Origin of the sequence: Shewanella sp. NFH-SH190041, from assembly GCF_024363255.1 — a bacterium.
Lineage (GTDB): Bacteria > Pseudomonadota > Gammaproteobacteria > Enterobacterales > Shewanellaceae > Shewanella.
On sequence record NZ_AP026070.1, the window covers coordinates 537,135 to 552,412 of the forward strand.

The following is a 15,278-nucleotide window of genomic DNA, read 5'->3' on the forward strand; positions in this document are numbered from 1 at the left end:
ATAATGAGATGAAACGATTGTTCTGTACTGCATTGTTAGTAGTTGCACTTTCTCCAACTGCTTTTGCCGCGCCTTCTTTTGATTGCAGCAAAGCCAGTGGCAGTGTGGAGGAGGAAATCTGTCGCAGTCCTCAGTTACAGGCATTGGATATTAAGTTAGCCAAGCTGTATCGACTGGCGATGTCGCAGTTACAGGGTGAGCGTAAAGCCTGGTTGAAAACCGATGAGATAGGTTGGATTAAAGGCCGTAATGACTGTTGGAAAAGCAGTGATATGCCTTGGTGTGTGGCGGCAAACTATCGCGACAGAATTACGGAGTTACAGATTATGTCTCAGGCGGTATCTAAAACCCGTCAGCTGCAGTATCAGTGTCAGACCTTGGCGGTAACCTTGGATGATTATCCGGATACCGAGTCTCCTGCGGCAATGCTTCATCTGCAAGCCTTACCTGAGGTTACGTCGGCAGAGCGCATTAAGCCACAGTCTCTGTTGGGCTTTCAGACTCCGGCAAAACCGGGCATTAAATATGAGGCGATGAATGTGACCTTTAGGTTGCCTCAGGGATTGTCGACAGAAACGGCAACCCTGTCCCGTTATGGTAAACCGGATCAGCAATGCCAGTTGCTACGTCGTTGACTATCATCCCTAGGGTCTGTTGACCTTTTGTGATTAAATTTTGTTCGAGATAAAAGCGTTTTAATCGCGGCGAGTGGTTTGCCGCCTAGTATGCTAAGCAAGAGCCGCTCAACAAAGCGTAAAACGCTTTTAGCCGAACCCTGCGGGCAGCGTTTGAGACTCCTTTCTACTGCGTTATCGGCTTATCAGGTAGCGCAACTACCTATCAAAGCCTCTGCCTTGTATAAAGCATCCTCAAAGCGCTGCAAAAACAAACTTAACAGGTCAACAGACCCTAGTGATTGTTTATCTGAGCCCGGCATTTGTCGGGCCAACTATTTTGTGTGTTATTGGCGTGGATAACATAGCATCCCGCATGGTTTTTGCGTGGGAATTTGCGGGCAATATTGGTGGCTGAGTCATACCTGTTTTGTCGGAAAATAGGTTGATTAATCAAACTGTTGGTTAGTGAATAGCAGCACGTCTAGCTGAAGCAACATGCCGTAAGGCTAATTGATAAAATGTATTTTACCTTTTAATTTCAGTGTCTTAAATCTAAAGGATTACGGAAGGTACTGAATTGACGAATATTTTATTCTAGCTCCATCGTTTGCAATAGATGGAATTTCAGCACATGTCTGGACAGTTAACTAAAGGCCCACAGTTTCCCCAATATTTTACCCAACATCAGCGCCCAGAAATGTCCGGCGTAGTGGCTAAGTTGATTTCCCCATGGCAACCGAGCGGCATTCCTGATAGTGCTTCACCGCTAGGTTCTTTGGACTCATTTGTCACAGGGGGCAGAAATAACACTGATGCGTCAGAGCAGGTCGCCCCCTTGCCGCTCGCGGCAGCTAACCAGGCGCCCATTGCTACGGCACAGCTATTGGGGGTGATGATGCAGATGCAGCATGCTCAGGTATTGGTGGATGACTGTGGGTTGGTGCTGGGAGTTAATTCGGCGGCGGCTGCACTATTGCAAGACACGGGCGATAGCTTTGTTGGTGAGCGTTGGCAAACTTGGCTACCGCCAGCGGCGCAAGCAGAATATGGCCAGATGTTTATTGGTGATGGCCCACAACGTCAGCCACAGCAGCACGGCCCCAGAGAGATGATTATCCGTCAGGCTTGTGGTGGCTTATTGCTGGTTAATATGTCGCTCTCTTTTATTGATGGTCTGTTTATGATCACCTTACAGGATCACAGCCAGTATCAGGCTGAGTTGCAGCGGCTAACACAGCAGGCCGCAACGGATTACCTCACGGGTCTGGCGAATCGTCGCGCGTTCGATGAGATGCTTGAGCGTAGCTGGCACCAGTGTATCCGACGGTCTCAGCCTATCAGTGTCATTATTATTGATGTGGATTTTTTTAAAACATTCAATGATATGTTTGGTCATTTGCAGGGGGATGACTGCCTGAAACGGATTAGCCGCATTATCTCTTCTATGTTGCCTAGCCCTCAGTGTTTAGCGGCCCGTTATGGTGGCGAGGAATTTGCCCTCGTGTTGCCTGGCTTTGATGCCGATACCGCCGAAGAAGTGGCACAAAGTATTCGTCGTCAGGTAAACAGCATGGATTTTGCCCATGCTGGTCTGCCGGAAATTACCCGAGTCAGCGTCAGCCAAGGGATTGCCACCGAGTATCGCGGGGAGTTTCGCACCCATGATGCCTTGATGTATTGTGCCGATACCGCCTTGTACCGGGCTAAAACGGAAGGCCGAGATCGCATCAGTCACTGTAGTTGCTAGCAATACAGTTAAGGCTATTTGTTTAGACAAAATCAACAGTACTAATGCGTTGCAGTTGTCCGCCGTGGAAGTAGTAAAGCGCATCTTGAGGCTTATCCTGTTGCCACAGCTCAGAATCATTTAACCCCAGTAGCAGACCACGTAAAATTACCCCGGTTAAGCCGTGGCTTATCAAAATAATGTGTGATGCCGGCGTATCGGTCAGCCATTGGTGTAGCCGGGTTTGCACTTGCTGTAACGTTTCGGCGCCCGGTGCTTGTAAGTACCAATCACCGCGTTGTTGTAACGTCGGTTCCGCGGCAAATAGAGGGGGAATTTCCTGTTGTTCCCATTGTCCCAAATGACATTCCATCACCCGCGCATCGGTTTGGATCGCATCTGCTGCAAGACCTAATTGCGATGCCACAATTGCCGCAGTTTGCCTGGCTCGCCCAAGCGGACTGGCAATCAGTTGCCATTGTGACATATCCAGCTGTTGCGCCTGCAACGCCTGTCCCATGGCTGCAGCCTGGGCTTCCCCTTTGGCCGTCAGTGGTGAATCACAATGCCCCTGCAGCCGTCCCTCGGCATTAAAGCGGGTTTGCCCGTGGCGCAGAATATAAATGGATTTATTTGTGATGGCCGATATGGTTGGCATCTTCACGTTTCTCCAGTGGTGCAAATTGCATAGATGTTGAATCATGCTGCGAGCATGAAAAAGATGTTTTAACCTAAAATTCAGTCTGCTTATTGTGATGAGGGTATAAATGTGGTTGATTTTCATAGTAAAAAGCCGGGGCATATGCCCCGGCTTAATTATCATCCTGCGCTAACAGGAACAATGCCCCCAGATGATAGGGGAAATGGATTAGAGGATAAAGCGGCTTAGATCTTCATCCTGTACCAGATTATCCAGATGACCGTTAACATAGTCTGCATCAATGGTCATGGTGGTGCCGGACTTATCAGATGCCTCATAGGAGATATCTTCCATCAGTCGCTCTAGCACTGTGTGCAGTCGACGGGCACCGATATTTTCAGTCCGCTCATTCACCTGCCATGCAGCTTGTGCAATACGGTCAATACCTGACTCGGTAAACTCAATGCTCACGCCTTCTGTTGCCAGCAGTGCGATGTACTGCTCTGTCAGCGAGGCGTGTGGTTCGGTCAAAATGCGTTTAAAGTCATCGGCACTCAGCGCATCCAGCTCTACCCGGATTGGCAGGCGGCCTTGCAGTTCTGGGATCAGATCCGATGGCTTGGCCATCTGGAATGCACCAGAGGCAATAAACAGAATGTGGTCGGTTTTTACCATACCATGCTTGGTGTTGACGGTGCAGCCTTCTACCAGTGGCAGCAGATCACGTTGCACCCCTTCACGGGAAACGTCTGGGCCTGAGGTTTCCCCACGCTTACAGATTTTGTCAATTTCATCCAAGAATACGATACCGTGCTGTTCAACCAGCTCAATGGCTTGTTCTTTCAGCTCTTCTGGATTCACCAACTTTGCGGCTTCTTCTTCAACCAGTTGTTTTAGCGCATCTTTGATTTTCATCTTCTTGCGCTTACTGCCACCTTGTCCCATGTTCTGGAATAGGCTTTGCAGTTGGTTGGTCATCTCTTCCATACCTGGAGGTGACATGATTTCAACGCCCATTTGTGGTGCAGCGATATCGATTTCGATCTCTTTGTCATCCAGCTGGCCTTCACGCAGTTTTTTGCGAAATACTTGGCGAGTGTTGGATTGACTATCACTCTGGCTGTCGTTGTCCCAGTCATTTTTAGGTTTAGGCAGCAGGGCATCAAGGATGCGCTCTTCCGCAGCATCTTCTGCGCGGCTGCGGCATTTGACCATCTGCTCTTCACGGGTCAGTTTGACTGCAGCGTCAGTTAGATCGCGGATAATGGTTTCCACTTCTTTACCGACATAGCCCACTTCAGTGAACTTAGTGGCTTCAACCTTGATAAATGGTGCTTTAGCCAATTTAGCGAGACGGCGGGCAATTTCAGTTTTACCTACGCCGGTTGGGCCAATCATCAAAATATTTTTCGGGGTCACTTCTTGACGCAATGCAGCATCAAGTTGCATCCGGCGCCAGCGGTTACGCAGGGCAATGGCCACTGAGCGTTTGGCTTTGTGCTGACCGATAATGTGGGCGTCCAGTTCGTGGACGATCTCGCGGGGTGTCATTTCAGACATAAAGCATTCCTCAACGAATTGGCTCAGTAAGACAGTTCTTCTACGGTTTTGAATTGGTTGGTATAGACGCAGATATCACCGGCTATGGTCAGAGCTTTTTCAGCAATATCACGGGCGCTTAATTCGGTATTTTCGAGCAGTGCTAATGCGGCTGCTTGAGCATAGTTACCACCAGAGCCGATGGCTAGCAAATCATGCTCTGGCTGCACCACATCACCGTTACCAGTGATGATCAGTGAGCATTCGTGATCCGCGACAACCAGCATGGCTTCAAGCTTGCGCAGGGCGCGATCGCTGCGCCAGTCTTTTGCCAGCTCCACGGCTGACTTCAACAAATGGCCCTGGTGCATTTCCAGTTTTGCTTCAAAGCGCTCAAACAGGGTAAAGGCATCGGCAGTACCGCCAGCAAATCCTGCCAGTACTTTGTTGTGGTACAGGCGGCGCACTTTGCGGGCATTGCCTTTCATTACGGTATTGCCCAAAGACACCTGGCCGTCACCGGCAATGACAACTTGGTTGTTGCGGCGTACAGATACGATAGTGGTCACAATAGATCCTCTCTCTTTGCCAGCAGGGTGATATCAATGCTGGTGTTCAATGAAAAAAGATATGGGGACATATAGCGGGAAAAACAAGGGCGCAAGCGGATTGTCAGTGCTTTTCGCGACAGAGTGCGCAAAAAAACGCCCCGGAAGCGGGGGCGTTGGTGTTTATAGTCTTATCAGAATACAGCCATTGATGCTGGCCCGTTGCAAAGCGTGACGTTTGCTTTCAGCATCCCGTTTGCTGGGGAATGGCCCCAAAACCACTTTGTACCATAGGCCTGTGGTGCCTTTGACCTCTCGGACATGGGCTTCAAGTCCCTGAAATGCCATTTTCGCCCGCAGTGTATCGGCTTGGGATTGTAGCCTGAAAGAAGCGCATTGGATCTCATGGGGGCGGGGAGCAGGCTCATCCTGGATCGGAATTTCCACTTCCACCTTTTTATTTTCCAGCGCTTGCTGATAAGTCCACTCTTCCTTGGGTTTGGGCGGCAACGCATTGGGATCTTTTTTCGCCGGCGTTGTTGTGACCGGTTTACGGACTTCAACAGGCGCCGCTTCAGGCTTAGGGCTGTCTTTTAGCTGCCATAAAAAATAGCAAAAACCGGCTATTGCCACAGCAACCACAGCGCTCAGCACCACTGGCAGTCGCCGCTTGGGCGCTGCCTTATTACGGTGTGAACTTGAACTTCCTTTTTTCGCCCGCGGCTTGCGGTTGGCGTAATCCCTTGTTGCCATTAATTACATCCGTTCCAGAGTTTCAAGACCCAGCAGATTCAGACCCTGTTTCAGCGTGTTGGCTGTCAGTTGACTCAGCAGCAGACGGCTATCACGTTGCTCCTGCGTGTCAGCTGCCAGAACTGGGCAAGCCTCGTAGAAACTAGAGAAGGCGCCAGCCAGTTCAAACAAGTAGCCACACAGCACATGAGGGTGACCCTTGCTGACCATACGGGTCAGGGTTTCACCAAACTGGGCCAGTTTATTACCCAGTTCTTTCTCTTTGTCATGCTCCAGTGAAATGGTTGCAGCAGACAGATCAATGTTTTCTGCACGTTTGAAGATACCGGCAACCCGAGTGTATGCATACAGTAGGTAAGGCGCGGTGTTGCCTTCAAAACTCAGCATCTGATCAAAGCTGAAGATATAGTCACTGGCGCGGTTCTTGGACAGATCAGCATATTTTACTGAGGCAGTGCCCACCACTTTGGCGATATGTGCCAGTTCTTGCTCATCCATATCAGGGTTTTTGCTACGCACCAGTTCCAAAGCGCGGCTGTTGGCTTCATCAAGCAGATCAACCAATTTGACTACACCACCGGAGCGAGTTTTGAATGGACGGCCATCTTCACCGTTCATGGTGCCAAAGCCCAGATGTTCTAAGCTGACATTTTCAGGGGCGAAGCCTGCCGCTTTAACTAAGGCAAATACTTGTTGGAAATGCAGTGCCTGACGCAGATCAACAAAGTACATAATACGGTCAGCTTTCAGGGTATTCGCACGGTAGCGGATGGCGGCCAAGTCAGTGGTGGCATACAGGTAACCGCCGTCAGCTTTTTGGATAATAACTGGCAGAGGTTCGCCTTCTTTGTTGTGGAATTCATCTTGGAATACCACTTTGGCACCATGGCTTTCAGACAGCAGGCCTTTAGCATCCAGATCGCTAACCACTTTGGGCAGATCATCATTGTAGCTAGACTCGCCACGGACATCGGCGCGGGTCAGACTGACATCCAGACGTTGGTAGATATCCAAACAATGGTTTAAAGAGATATCGTTAAATTGACGCCACAGTTTCAGGCAGTATTCATCGCCGGACTGTAGTTCAACGACCAAATGACGGGCGCGGGTAGCAAACTCTTCTGATTCGTCAAAACGCAGTTTGGCGGCGCGATAGAACCCCTCCAGATCGGATAGTTCCAGCTCTGCTTTATCGCCATTCTGACCCTGTAGCTCTTCCATATAGGCCAGCAGCATACCGAACTGAGTACCCCAGTCACCTACGTGGTTCTGACGGATAACTTTGTGGCCCATAAATTCCAGTGCGCGGGCACAAGCATCACCGATAATGGTGGAGCGCAGGTGACCGACGTGCATTTCTTTGGCCAGGTTTGGCGAAGAATAATCTACTACCACGGTTTGGGCTGCAGGCAGTGTTAGCCCCAGCTTGTCACCTTGTAGTGCGGCCATCAGTTGGTTGGCCAGTGCATTATCATCGATAAAGAAGTTGATAAAACCAGGGCCGGCAATTTCGACTTTGGCGACATGGCTGGATGCTGGCAGATTATCAATGATTAACTGCGCCAATTCGCGGGGATTTTTGCCTGCCGCTTTGGTCATCATCATGGCCAAGTTGGTTGCCAAATCTCCGTGGCTCTTATCCTTGGTTCGATCGACCTGGATTCGCGGTTCAAAATCAGCAGGTAAAATAGCCTGTTGTTTCAGGGAATCAACGGTTTGTTCGAGTAATGATTGGATATGTGATTTCATGGCGTATTTAGTACCGACTGCGTTGGTAAAAATGTATGTGAATAACCATACATTCTATCCGCTACCGCTACCTTCTGGCTATCCTCTGATTGGATTTTTATCTTTCCCCTTTTTTGAGATGCGAAATCTCATAGATGTAGTGGGTGTTAATGCCTAATAAGACTATTTTTCGGGACTATTAAGCGCCTTATAGCCAGAGAATAAAGAGAAGTAATTAAATAAATATGTAGTTAATTGTGCATAAGTTGGCGGTTATATTTATTTCATCGTGTTATGAAATCATAATTGCTAACCGAGGGTAATTGGTTTGTGTCGGAGTTTAAATTGCTGAGTATTAACCCCCAGTTTCCGCAATGAATATGCGAAGACTGGGAAAACAGAATAACAGCATTATTAACAGGAATTGGCTGAGCGTTTTTTCTGCCATAGCCAAATAGCCACTGCGCCACCAAGAACTACTAACGTCCCAATCGCCCACATTAGCAGTTGATGTGAGTGATAAAAGGTCAGCAGCGGTGTCATTTCATGTCGCAAGATGGCAGGGCCGACTCCAAAAAGTAGCACCCAGCTAACCGTTGCCAATAAGTTGCCCAGTAGGAAGGTTTTTAATGGTAATTTGGCGATGCCGCAGCCAATACACATGGTTTGCTTTAGCCCTTCAATAAAGCGGCTCAGTAGCAGTGCAATCATGCCATAGCGTTCGATAAATCCATGTAGCCTGCGTTCTGTCTGAGGTTTTACCCAGCCCTTTTTCAGCAACACATCACCAAAGCGTAAGCCGATGATATAACCGATACAGTTACCAGAAAAAGCGCTTAGTCCCGCGACCAGCAGTACGCCGGGTAGTGACATTTGCCCTCCAGCAGCGAGTATGCCTGAGACGATCAAAAAGGACTGTCCCGGTGCAGGAATGCCAACGCCCTCCACCGCGATAGCGAGTGCCAGAATAAAATAACCGTACTGATGCAGGTAGGGGGTTAAATCAGAGATGATATGTTGCAGTGTATCGAGCATAGGCCGTATGAGTTAAAGCAGTCAGAAGTACTCAGTCTAAAGCATGCCGGAGCTGATACCAATTCAGATAATGCTGATATGAGTATTGTCGAACTTGCAGCGCGTTACGCCGTGATATTGTTTGGCGCGAGTAGTTAGGCTAAATCAGATGATAAAGATAAAAAAACAGCAGGATTTTCCCTGCTGTTTTCGTCATTTGCATTTACGCCTGAGCTGTTACTTCAGAAACTGGCGCATTTGCTGTAGCGCTTGCTGTAACTGGGCAAAGTCAGGTTGCCCAGTCAGTGGTCGGTAGTGTCGGTCCAGCAGTTGATAACCGCCATTTTTACCACTAACGGTCAGAATACTGTTTTTAGAGACGAGAGCATAATCGGTATAACTAGCCACCATGCGAAAAGGTACCTGCTTTGGATTTGGCGCCAAGATGTCTTGACCTGTGCTGTAGTCAGATACTGGGTTTTTCAGTCCCAGATAATGCTGTAGCAGGGTCGGGGCAATATCGACATGGCTGGTCGGTAGTTCACTGATCCCAGATTTAATACCGGGACCCACAATCACCATGGGCACTTTTGCTTGGGCGTCAGAAAAATTGGAATTATGACCCCAATAGTTCAGTTTATTGTCGTTGGCTTCCTGACCATGATCGCCGGTGATAATGACAACCGTGTTATCCCGATCTGGGCTGTGTTCAATGGCGGTTAAGACTTTTCCGATGAGGGAGTCGGTAAAGTGGGCGGCAGTCATATAGCGGTTTTTGAACAATGACGCATCATAGTCATTATTCAGTGCCATATAGTCGATTTCCTTGGCCATTGGCTCAAATTTTACCGGGTAATTCTCTGGAAACGCATACGCGTGGGGTGCATCATAAAACAGGAAGGAAAATGCTGGCTTATTCAGATCCCGATGTTTATTCCACTGTAGCCATAAACGGGTGATCTCTTCATCTTTGCCAACGGGGCCTTCTGCTTTAGATGATTTACGTAGGTTTGGCACATTGACAAACACTGTCTGGTCAAACTCTGGCTTAACCAATTGTGCTGAGGCAAAAATACCGAGCTGATAATCTTCTTGTTGTAGCACATCCATTAATACCGGACTGCGGCGGTTAGCATAGAAACTGTGCCAATAGGTGGATGGCATCCCATAGTAGAGACCGAAAATGCCAGCGCGAGTGGCATTACCTGTGGAGAGGTGATTGTCAAAGCGCATCCCTTGTTGAGCAAATTGCCAAATATTAGGGGCGTATTTGGCGCTTAATGCATCCCAACGCCAAGAGTCGACACCAATCACCACGATATTAACCGGTTTGGTGGGTTTGTTGAGCTGCAATGGGGCGAGCGGGTAATTTAAGCTACTGCTTTTTACCTGCAGCTGTTTTTGACGATCTAAGCTGGCTTCATCTGCCCAGCCTAAATCCCGTAATAGGCGGTTAGCGGTTGTCGGGTAAAACAGTGGCAGAAAACGGTTCTGGGTAGTGATGCTCTGAATCGCATTGGCCGAAGCCCAGATATGGGTAAGATGGGTCGCCAGTAAACAGATAAACAGGCCGCTAAAAAAGAGTTTATTGACCGGCCGACGAATTTTAGCTTTAGCTTGTAGTTGGTAGAGCAGATACATGACGGCGGTGCTACCCATGGCGGCGGCGATCACCAGCAAGATGTTGCCCGTAGTGAACTCAACGATACCGCCGGATAGTAGCAGCTCAACTAAAATCCACTGAATATGATAGCGATATTGGGCGAATACTTGGGTATCGATATATAGCGCCAGTAAGGGGGCGGCAAACAATAGTGCCGTTAGTAAGGCGCGGATACGCTCGGGTTTAATGAATGTGACCGGTAAGGTAATAAGCCCCCACAGGGCAAATAGCAAGCCCATTTGGCTCAGTGTAGCAACTAGTAGGTAGCCAAGGCTGACGGCGGTCTGGCCTTGAGGTAAATAGCGAAAATAGCCCAGGCAGATAATGCAGGCAATAAGGGCGCTAATGAAGATCATCCGCCCGTGTTGTTGAATTCGGGAACGCATTGGCTCGGGATTCTTATTGTTGTGGGGCAATCAGATATGACTGCCGCCGTTAATTGACGTCGGTGATTATAAGTTGCACTTTACTTTGACAACGATTTTGCGCACATATTCACTGCCGGGTGCTACACCGGGCATATGGATATCCCCGGGGAAGAAAACAGCAAACATACCGGCAGTGACAGTGACAAAATTGGCTTGTGCCAGCAAAGGGGCACTGTGAAATTCAGCAAAATCACGTTCAGCGTTATAGACAGTATCCGGCTGACGCTCCGCCAGTGGTAACACTCCGCATTGTTCTTCGCCGCAAAGCACGAATTGGACATCGATATAGTTCTTATGAATTTCAAATGGTGCGGTGTGCCGGTCTTTTGGGGTGTAATCGTTGACGATGGCAAAAACATTGTCACCGTCCACCGTATAACGGCCGGGAGCAGCATGACTGTAATCTGTGGTGCCCAAGTGCTCAAGGGCTAGGCGGATGCCGGGATGTAAAGCATCGTATTGGCTGCGGTTCGCAAGTGAATCAAGGATCATATTGCATTCCTTCAGGGTAATTTGCTGCGCAGTATACTCTGTCAGGGACGCAGCAGCCCAGAGAAGGTGCTTATTTCTGCGACAGTTTATCTACTGTATTTGTGTCCGAGCCGAGGCTATCGGTTGTTGCGCTGTCATGCCGCAGTGGTTGCTAGGTGGTGCTAGACTGGATTTGTTAGCTACGGGTTATTTAGGGGCGATGGAGGATGTCCTAGGGTTTGTTGACCTTTCAAGTTTGTTTTTGCAGCGATTTGAGGGTGCTTTATACAAGGCAGCGGTTTTGATAGGTAGTTGCGCTACCTGATAAGCCGATAACGCAGTAGAAAGGCGCCTCAAACGCTGCCCGCAGGGTTCGGCTAAAAGCGTTTTACTCTTTGTTGAGCGGTTCTTGCTTAGCATAACTAGGCGACAAACCACTCGCCGCGATTAACACGCTTTTATCTCGAACAAAATTTAATCACGAAAGATCAATGGACCCTAGCAGCAAGTGATATGGCGTGGCTTCGGTAACAGGAAACTGTGGAGGCGTTGATGCGGACAGAACATATGGCCCTTTTGACACATGATGTGTTGTTACTGCCGGAAGGTCGGGTGGAACTTAAAGTGGTCGAGCCTGCTAATCTTCGCATGGTGGCGGATGTGTGTAAGGCTCGCTGTCAGCTTGCAGTAGGAATGTCCAGAGGTACAGGTTCTCCGCCATGTTATCCGTTAGCGACTCAATGCCGTATTATCGATTTTAATCAGCTGGAAGATGACGCCTTATCTTTGGTGCTTGAGGGGGTGCAGCGGGTCAAAATTCTCTCTGGCGCACAGCAGTCTGATGGGGGATGGATGATACGCTGCTTACAGTGCCCCAATTGGCAGCAGGAGCCTATAGCTGGTGAGTTTGCCATTATCAGTCAGGCCTTGGCGCAATTTTATGAAGTGAATCCAGCATTACAGGAATTGTATCCCCAACTGCACTTGGAAGATGCTTGTTGGGTCAGTCAGCGCTGGCTCGAGGTACTGCCTATGTATAATCGGGACAAAATTAAATTACTGAGCCAACCGGATTGTCATCAAACCATGGCTTTTGTGTTACAGCTGATTAAATCCCATGGTCATTGAAAATAGTCTATGTGCTGACAGTGTGGCCGCTGGCAGGTAAAATTCGGTTATGGTCCTTCATTATCCTTGCCAATGACTTCTGTTCGTGCCGCCCAACCTTCCTATGTGGTTCTTCCCCGGGACATTACTGACAAATCGACCGTGCTGAGTTTTTTGATCAGCCATTTTGATCGTATTGCTGCTGAGGTCTGGCACCAGCGGGTTGCTGATGGCAAGGTGCATTGGCAGGATGGTAGTTTGATTGATGCCTCGACACTTTATCGGCCAACGGCCAGAGTGTATTACTACCGTGAAGTCGTCGCGGAAACGAAAATCCCTTTTACTGAGCAGATCCTGTATCAGGATGATGAAATTTTACTGGTGTATAAGCCTCATTTTTTACCGGTGACGCCCAGTGGTAATTATGTCAACGAATGCTTGGTACACCGTCTTAGGCTGCGTACCGGTATTGAGAAATTAACCCCGGCACACAGGTTGGATCGGGAAACCGCGGGGGTGATGCTGTTTAGCGTTAATCCGGCCACGCGACACCACTATCATGATCTATTTAAATCCAAACATATCACTAAGCAATATCAGGCTTTAGCCCGGCTAACACCGGCATTGGCAGACGCTGCGCGCCATGGTTCGTTAACCTTACCTTTGCGCTGGACGGTCAAAAACCGTATGAAACCCGCCGTGCCCAGTTTTTTAATGCAGATTGTGGAGGGGGAGGCGAATACTCACTCTGAAATTGCGTTGCTGGCGGTATCAGGCGATATGGGCTTGTTTCAGCTCAGTCCTATTACGGGTAAAACCCATCAATTGCGGGTTCATATGCAATCATTGGGAATGCCGCTGTGGAATGACAGGTTTTACCCTGAGCTACAACCTAAAGCTGCCGATGATTTTTCTCGCCCTCTTCAACTGTTGGCATATCGCTTGTGCTTTACCGATCCGGTGACAGGTAAAGCACATGACTGGCAGGTTGATGGATTATCTTTGCCTCAGGCTGACTGATCCGTTTGGTCTGAAGTCGCGGAATGACTAAAGCTGCTACCCGGTAGCTCGAACAGGGTTTCTGACATATCAGCGTGCAATACCCGGATACTTTCTGGGGCACCACTGGCGACAAAATCGACGATACCGACTCCGCTGCTGTTAATCAATCGTTTGCGAATGTCACCATTGGGGCGGCGGCCGCGGATACGCATGCGTTTACGCTTAGTCAGCAAATTGAGCGGTGAGAAGTAGCCATAAAGCCAGCCATTAAGTTTATCAAACAGCGGCAGCAGTTTTTCCGGAAACTGATTTTTAAACCCGGAGCAGGTGATTTGATATATATGCGGACTGTCGTGGCGGAATCGCACACTGACATCATAGGCAAAAGAGTAATGCACATCTCCAGATAGGATCACGAATTCCTGCGGCGTATTTCGGTGGGTAAAAATGCTAAGGAGCGCATTAGCTGCGCCAGGATGCGCCATCCAGTTTTCCGCATCCACCATCAGCGAGGCACCGATCAGTGTTGCTGCCCGCTGAACGGTTTCAATCAGTTTTACCCCAAACATCGGTGCTGGAGAGACAATGATGACCTTGTCTTGGCCAATCAATTCATGTTGCAAATCCATTAATGCTTCCCAATCCATCAGACCCGATGGTTTGGCTAGATTAGACTCACTGCGCCAGCGTCGTGTGCGGGTATCAAGTACCACTACTTTGGGACTGGTGTTAAGCGAATAATGCCAGTGTTCGAATTTCAACAGGGCATCAATTAACGCATTATGCGTTGTCATATCCAGTTTGTGCTTATCATGACTGAACAGTTGATCAACTAATGGACGGATATCCCGTTGGAACAATGCGGGCTGATTGCCGAGTCCCTGGAATAGGGTATAGCCAATTAAAGCATTGCCAATAATGCGGCGGGAAAATCTGTGGCTATAGGCAGCTTCTTCCCATTTGGCGGTCAGATTCCAATCATCGGTAATATCATGATCATCGAACATCATATAAGTGGGTAGATGTGCCAGCAGTCGACGTACCTGCCCCAGCCCAGTCTTAAAGTTTTGCAGATGCTGCCATTCAACTTGCCAACGCTGTTGATTTGGGCGGCTTAAACCGCTGACATTTTTCGGAATATCAAATCGTTGCCAGAGTTCAGGCGACCAAATTAGCAGGTATAGGGCGATCATTTCACTTAGGCTGACCAAATGGTTTTCTGCCATGGAGGAAGTGAAAATTGGATGGTTGAGATACCAGTGCCATACCGGGGTTTTTGCCGGGTATTCTGTATGTGGTAATAACCGCTTATGCCGCTGATACATAGCGGCAGGCTGATAGCTGATTTGATTGCTGTTATTCAGTCCAGCACCAGTAAATTTCTCGGTTGGCAGGCCGAGCAAGTGGATCACCTGACCGATGGCGTAGAGCATGGGCCCACCGATGTCATCAACATACACCTGATCTCCGGTCATCATCAGCATGGCTGGGCGGTTATCAGGTTCTGCCATGCTGAGTTTGGTATCTGCTGCTACGAGAGCATCACCACTGTGATGATGCGGGTTGCGGCAGGAGCCATGCATGATTTGCTTAATTTCCGGTTGCACCATCACATCTGGCAGGGCATTACCATGGTAAGTCAGCTCTGGAATATGGCTAAAGAGATCGCCTTGTTCGCTATCGCTGAGTTGGTAACTGATACGGATATTAAGGGGCATCAGCCCCGGACGGCTTAATTGTATGAGGTGCTGCCAGGCTCGACTGCCCAGCTGCACGGTATGAACGTCTTCTGGTTGCAGGGTAATAACCTGCTGCTCCAGGGTTAAGGTCAGTGTGTAAAGCGGTGCGCTGGTGACAAACCACAGGGTGAAATGATCGGCATCGCAATGGCGCAGGACAGGGCCAGCCAGCACCAGAGGAAGGGAGGCGACGGTCAATTGGTGATCCATATTGGTGATTTTGAATCTCGTTAGGGTAAACAAGTGCTTTACGGTTTGAAAGTTTTTACACTGGGCAAAAGTTCAGATGAAGGGAAATTCATC

General features: G+C 48.9%; 13 protein-coding genes. 4 read left to right on the top strand and 9 right to left on the bottom strand.

Annotated features, from left to right (window positions below; all coding sequences use genetic code 11):
* Positions 1-8 precede the first annotated feature (8 nt).
* Positions 9-635 carry a lysozyme inhibitor LprI family protein gene (locus NFHSH190041_RS02380; RefSeq protein ID WP_261923722.1) on the top strand — a complete coding sequence of 209 codons (627 nt, stop codon included), beginning with the start codon at positions 9-11 and terminating at the stop codon, positions 633-635.
* A 613-nt stretch (positions 636-1,248) separates the two neighbouring features.
* Positions 1,249-2,364, top strand: coding sequence for a GGDEF domain-containing protein (locus NFHSH190041_RS02390; protein ID WP_261923724.1), 1,116 nt, complete (start codon positions 1,249-1,251; stop codon positions 2,362-2,364).
* 22 nt (positions 2,365-2,386) lie between these two features.
* Here NFHSH190041_RS02390 and NFHSH190041_RS02395 read toward each other — a convergent pair whose 3' ends face one another.
* The 8 genes from NFHSH190041_RS02395 to NFHSH190041_RS02430 form a co-directional block, all read right to left on the bottom strand.
* Complete coding sequence (locus NFHSH190041_RS02395) at positions 2,387-3,001, bottom strand: histidine phosphatase family protein (RefSeq protein ID WP_261923725.1); 615 nt, start codon at positions 2,999-3,001, stop codon at positions 2,387-2,389.
* 210 nt (positions 3,002-3,211) lie between these two features.
* Positions 3,212-4,543, bottom strand: coding sequence for an HslU--HslV peptidase ATPase subunit (gene hslU / locus NFHSH190041_RS02400; RefSeq protein WP_261923726.1), 1,332 nt, complete (start codon positions 4,541-4,543; stop codon positions 3,212-3,214).
* Positions 4,544-4,566: 23 nt separating this feature from the next.
* Entirely contained in the window at positions 4,567-5,091 is a 525-nt protein-coding gene (gene hslV / locus NFHSH190041_RS02405) for an ATP-dependent protease subunit HslV (RefSeq protein ID WP_261923727.1), read from the bottom strand.
* 162 nt (positions 5,092-5,253) lie between these two features.
* Positions 5,254-5,823, bottom strand: a complete 570-nt coding sequence (locus NFHSH190041_RS02410; protein WP_261923728.1) for an SPOR domain-containing protein — start codon at positions 5,821-5,823, stop codon at positions 5,254-5,256.
* 3 nt (positions 5,824-5,826) lie between these two features.
* Positions 5,827-7,572 carry an arginine--tRNA ligase gene (gene argS / locus NFHSH190041_RS02415; protein WP_261923729.1) on the bottom strand — a complete coding sequence of 582 codons (1,746 nt, stop codon included), beginning with the start codon at positions 7,570-7,572 and terminating at the stop codon, positions 5,827-5,829.
* A 393-nt stretch (positions 7,573-7,965) separates the two neighbouring features.
* The gene (locus NFHSH190041_RS02420) at positions 7,966-8,586 is read right to left on the bottom strand and encodes a DedA family protein (protein WP_261923730.1); all 621 of its coding nucleotides are present in this window, start codon (positions 8,584-8,586) and stop codon (positions 7,966-7,968) included.
* 216 nt (positions 8,587-8,802) lie between these two features.
* Complete coding sequence (locus tag NFHSH190041_RS02425) at positions 8,803-10,614, bottom strand: DUF3413 domain-containing protein (protein WP_261923731.1); 1,812 nt, start codon at positions 10,612-10,614, stop codon at positions 8,803-8,805.
* Between the two features lie 66 nt (positions 10,615-10,680).
* On the bottom strand, positions 10,681-11,148 hold the full coding sequence (locus tag NFHSH190041_RS02430; RefSeq protein ID WP_261923732.1) for a YhcH/YjgK/YiaL family protein: 468 nt from the start codon (positions 11,146-11,148) through the stop codon (positions 10,681-10,683).
* 531 nt (positions 11,149-11,679) lie between these two features.
* Here NFHSH190041_RS02430 and NFHSH190041_RS02440 point away from each other — a divergent pair.
* Positions 11,680-12,255 carry an LON peptidase substrate-binding domain-containing protein gene (locus NFHSH190041_RS02440; protein WP_261923734.1) on the top strand — a complete coding sequence of 192 codons (576 nt, stop codon included), beginning with the start codon at positions 11,680-11,682 and terminating at the stop codon, positions 12,253-12,255.
* 72 nt (positions 12,256-12,327) lie between these two features.
* On the top strand, positions 12,328-13,254 hold the full coding sequence (locus tag NFHSH190041_RS02445; protein WP_261923735.1) for a pseudouridine synthase: 927 nt from the start codon (positions 12,328-12,330) through the stop codon (positions 13,252-13,254).
* Here the strand turns inward: NFHSH190041_RS02445 and NFHSH190041_RS02450 are convergent.
* Positions 13,242-15,185: an alkaline phosphatase D family protein gene (locus tag NFHSH190041_RS02450; RefSeq protein ID WP_261923736.1), complete on the bottom strand. Its 1,944-nt coding sequence runs from the start codon at positions 15,183-15,185 to the stop codon at positions 13,242-13,244. The two genes, NFHSH190041_RS02445 and NFHSH190041_RS02450, sit on opposite strands and share 13 nt — an antisense overlap.
* Positions 15,186-15,278 lie beyond the last annotated feature (93 nt).

Excerpts from the sequence above, each read along its gene's own strand:
- NFHSH190041_RS02390 (WP_261923724.1), top strand. The coding sequence starts at position 1,249 with ATGTCTGGACAGTTAACTAAAGGCCCACAGTTTCCCCAATATTTTACC.
- NFHSH190041_RS02445 (WP_261923735.1), top strand. The coding sequence starts at position 12,328 with ATGACTTCTGTTCGTGCCGCCCAACCTTCCTATGTGGTTCTTCCCCGG.
- NFHSH190041_RS02420 (WP_261923730.1), bottom strand. The coding sequence starts at position 8,586 with ATGCTCGATACACTGCAACATATCATCTCTGATTTAACCCCCTACCTG.
- NFHSH190041_RS02430 (WP_261923732.1), bottom strand. The coding sequence starts at position 11,148 with ATGATCCTTGATTCACTTGCGAACCGCAGCCAATACGATGCTTTACAT.
- hslU (WP_261923726.1), bottom strand. The coding sequence starts at position 4,543 with ATGTCTGAAATGACACCCCGCGAGATCGTCCACGAACTGGACGCCCAC.
- NFHSH190041_RS02440 (WP_261923734.1), top strand. The coding sequence starts at position 11,680 with ATGCGGACAGAACATATGGCCCTTTTGACACATGATGTGTTGTTACTG.
- argS (WP_261923729.1), bottom strand. The coding sequence starts at position 7,572 with ATGAAATCACATATCCAATCATTACTCGAACAAACCGTTGATTCCCTG.
- NFHSH190041_RS02450 (WP_261923736.1), bottom strand. The coding sequence starts at position 15,185 with ATGGATCACCAATTGACCGTCGCCTCCCTTCCTCTGGTGCTGGCTGGC.
- NFHSH190041_RS02380 (WP_261923722.1), top strand. The coding sequence starts at position 9 with ATGAAACGATTGTTCTGTACTGCATTGTTAGTAGTTGCACTTTCTCCA.
- NFHSH190041_RS02395 (WP_261923725.1), bottom strand. The coding sequence starts at position 3,001 with ATGCCAACCATATCGGCCATCACAAATAAATCCATTTATATTCTGCGC.
- NFHSH190041_RS02410 (WP_261923728.1), bottom strand. The coding sequence starts at position 5,823 with ATGGCAACAAGGGATTACGCCAACCGCAAGCCGCGGGCGAAAAAAGGA.
- NFHSH190041_RS02425 (WP_261923731.1), bottom strand. The coding sequence starts at position 10,614 with ATGCGTTCCCGAATTCAACAACACGGGCGGATGATCTTCATTAGCGCC.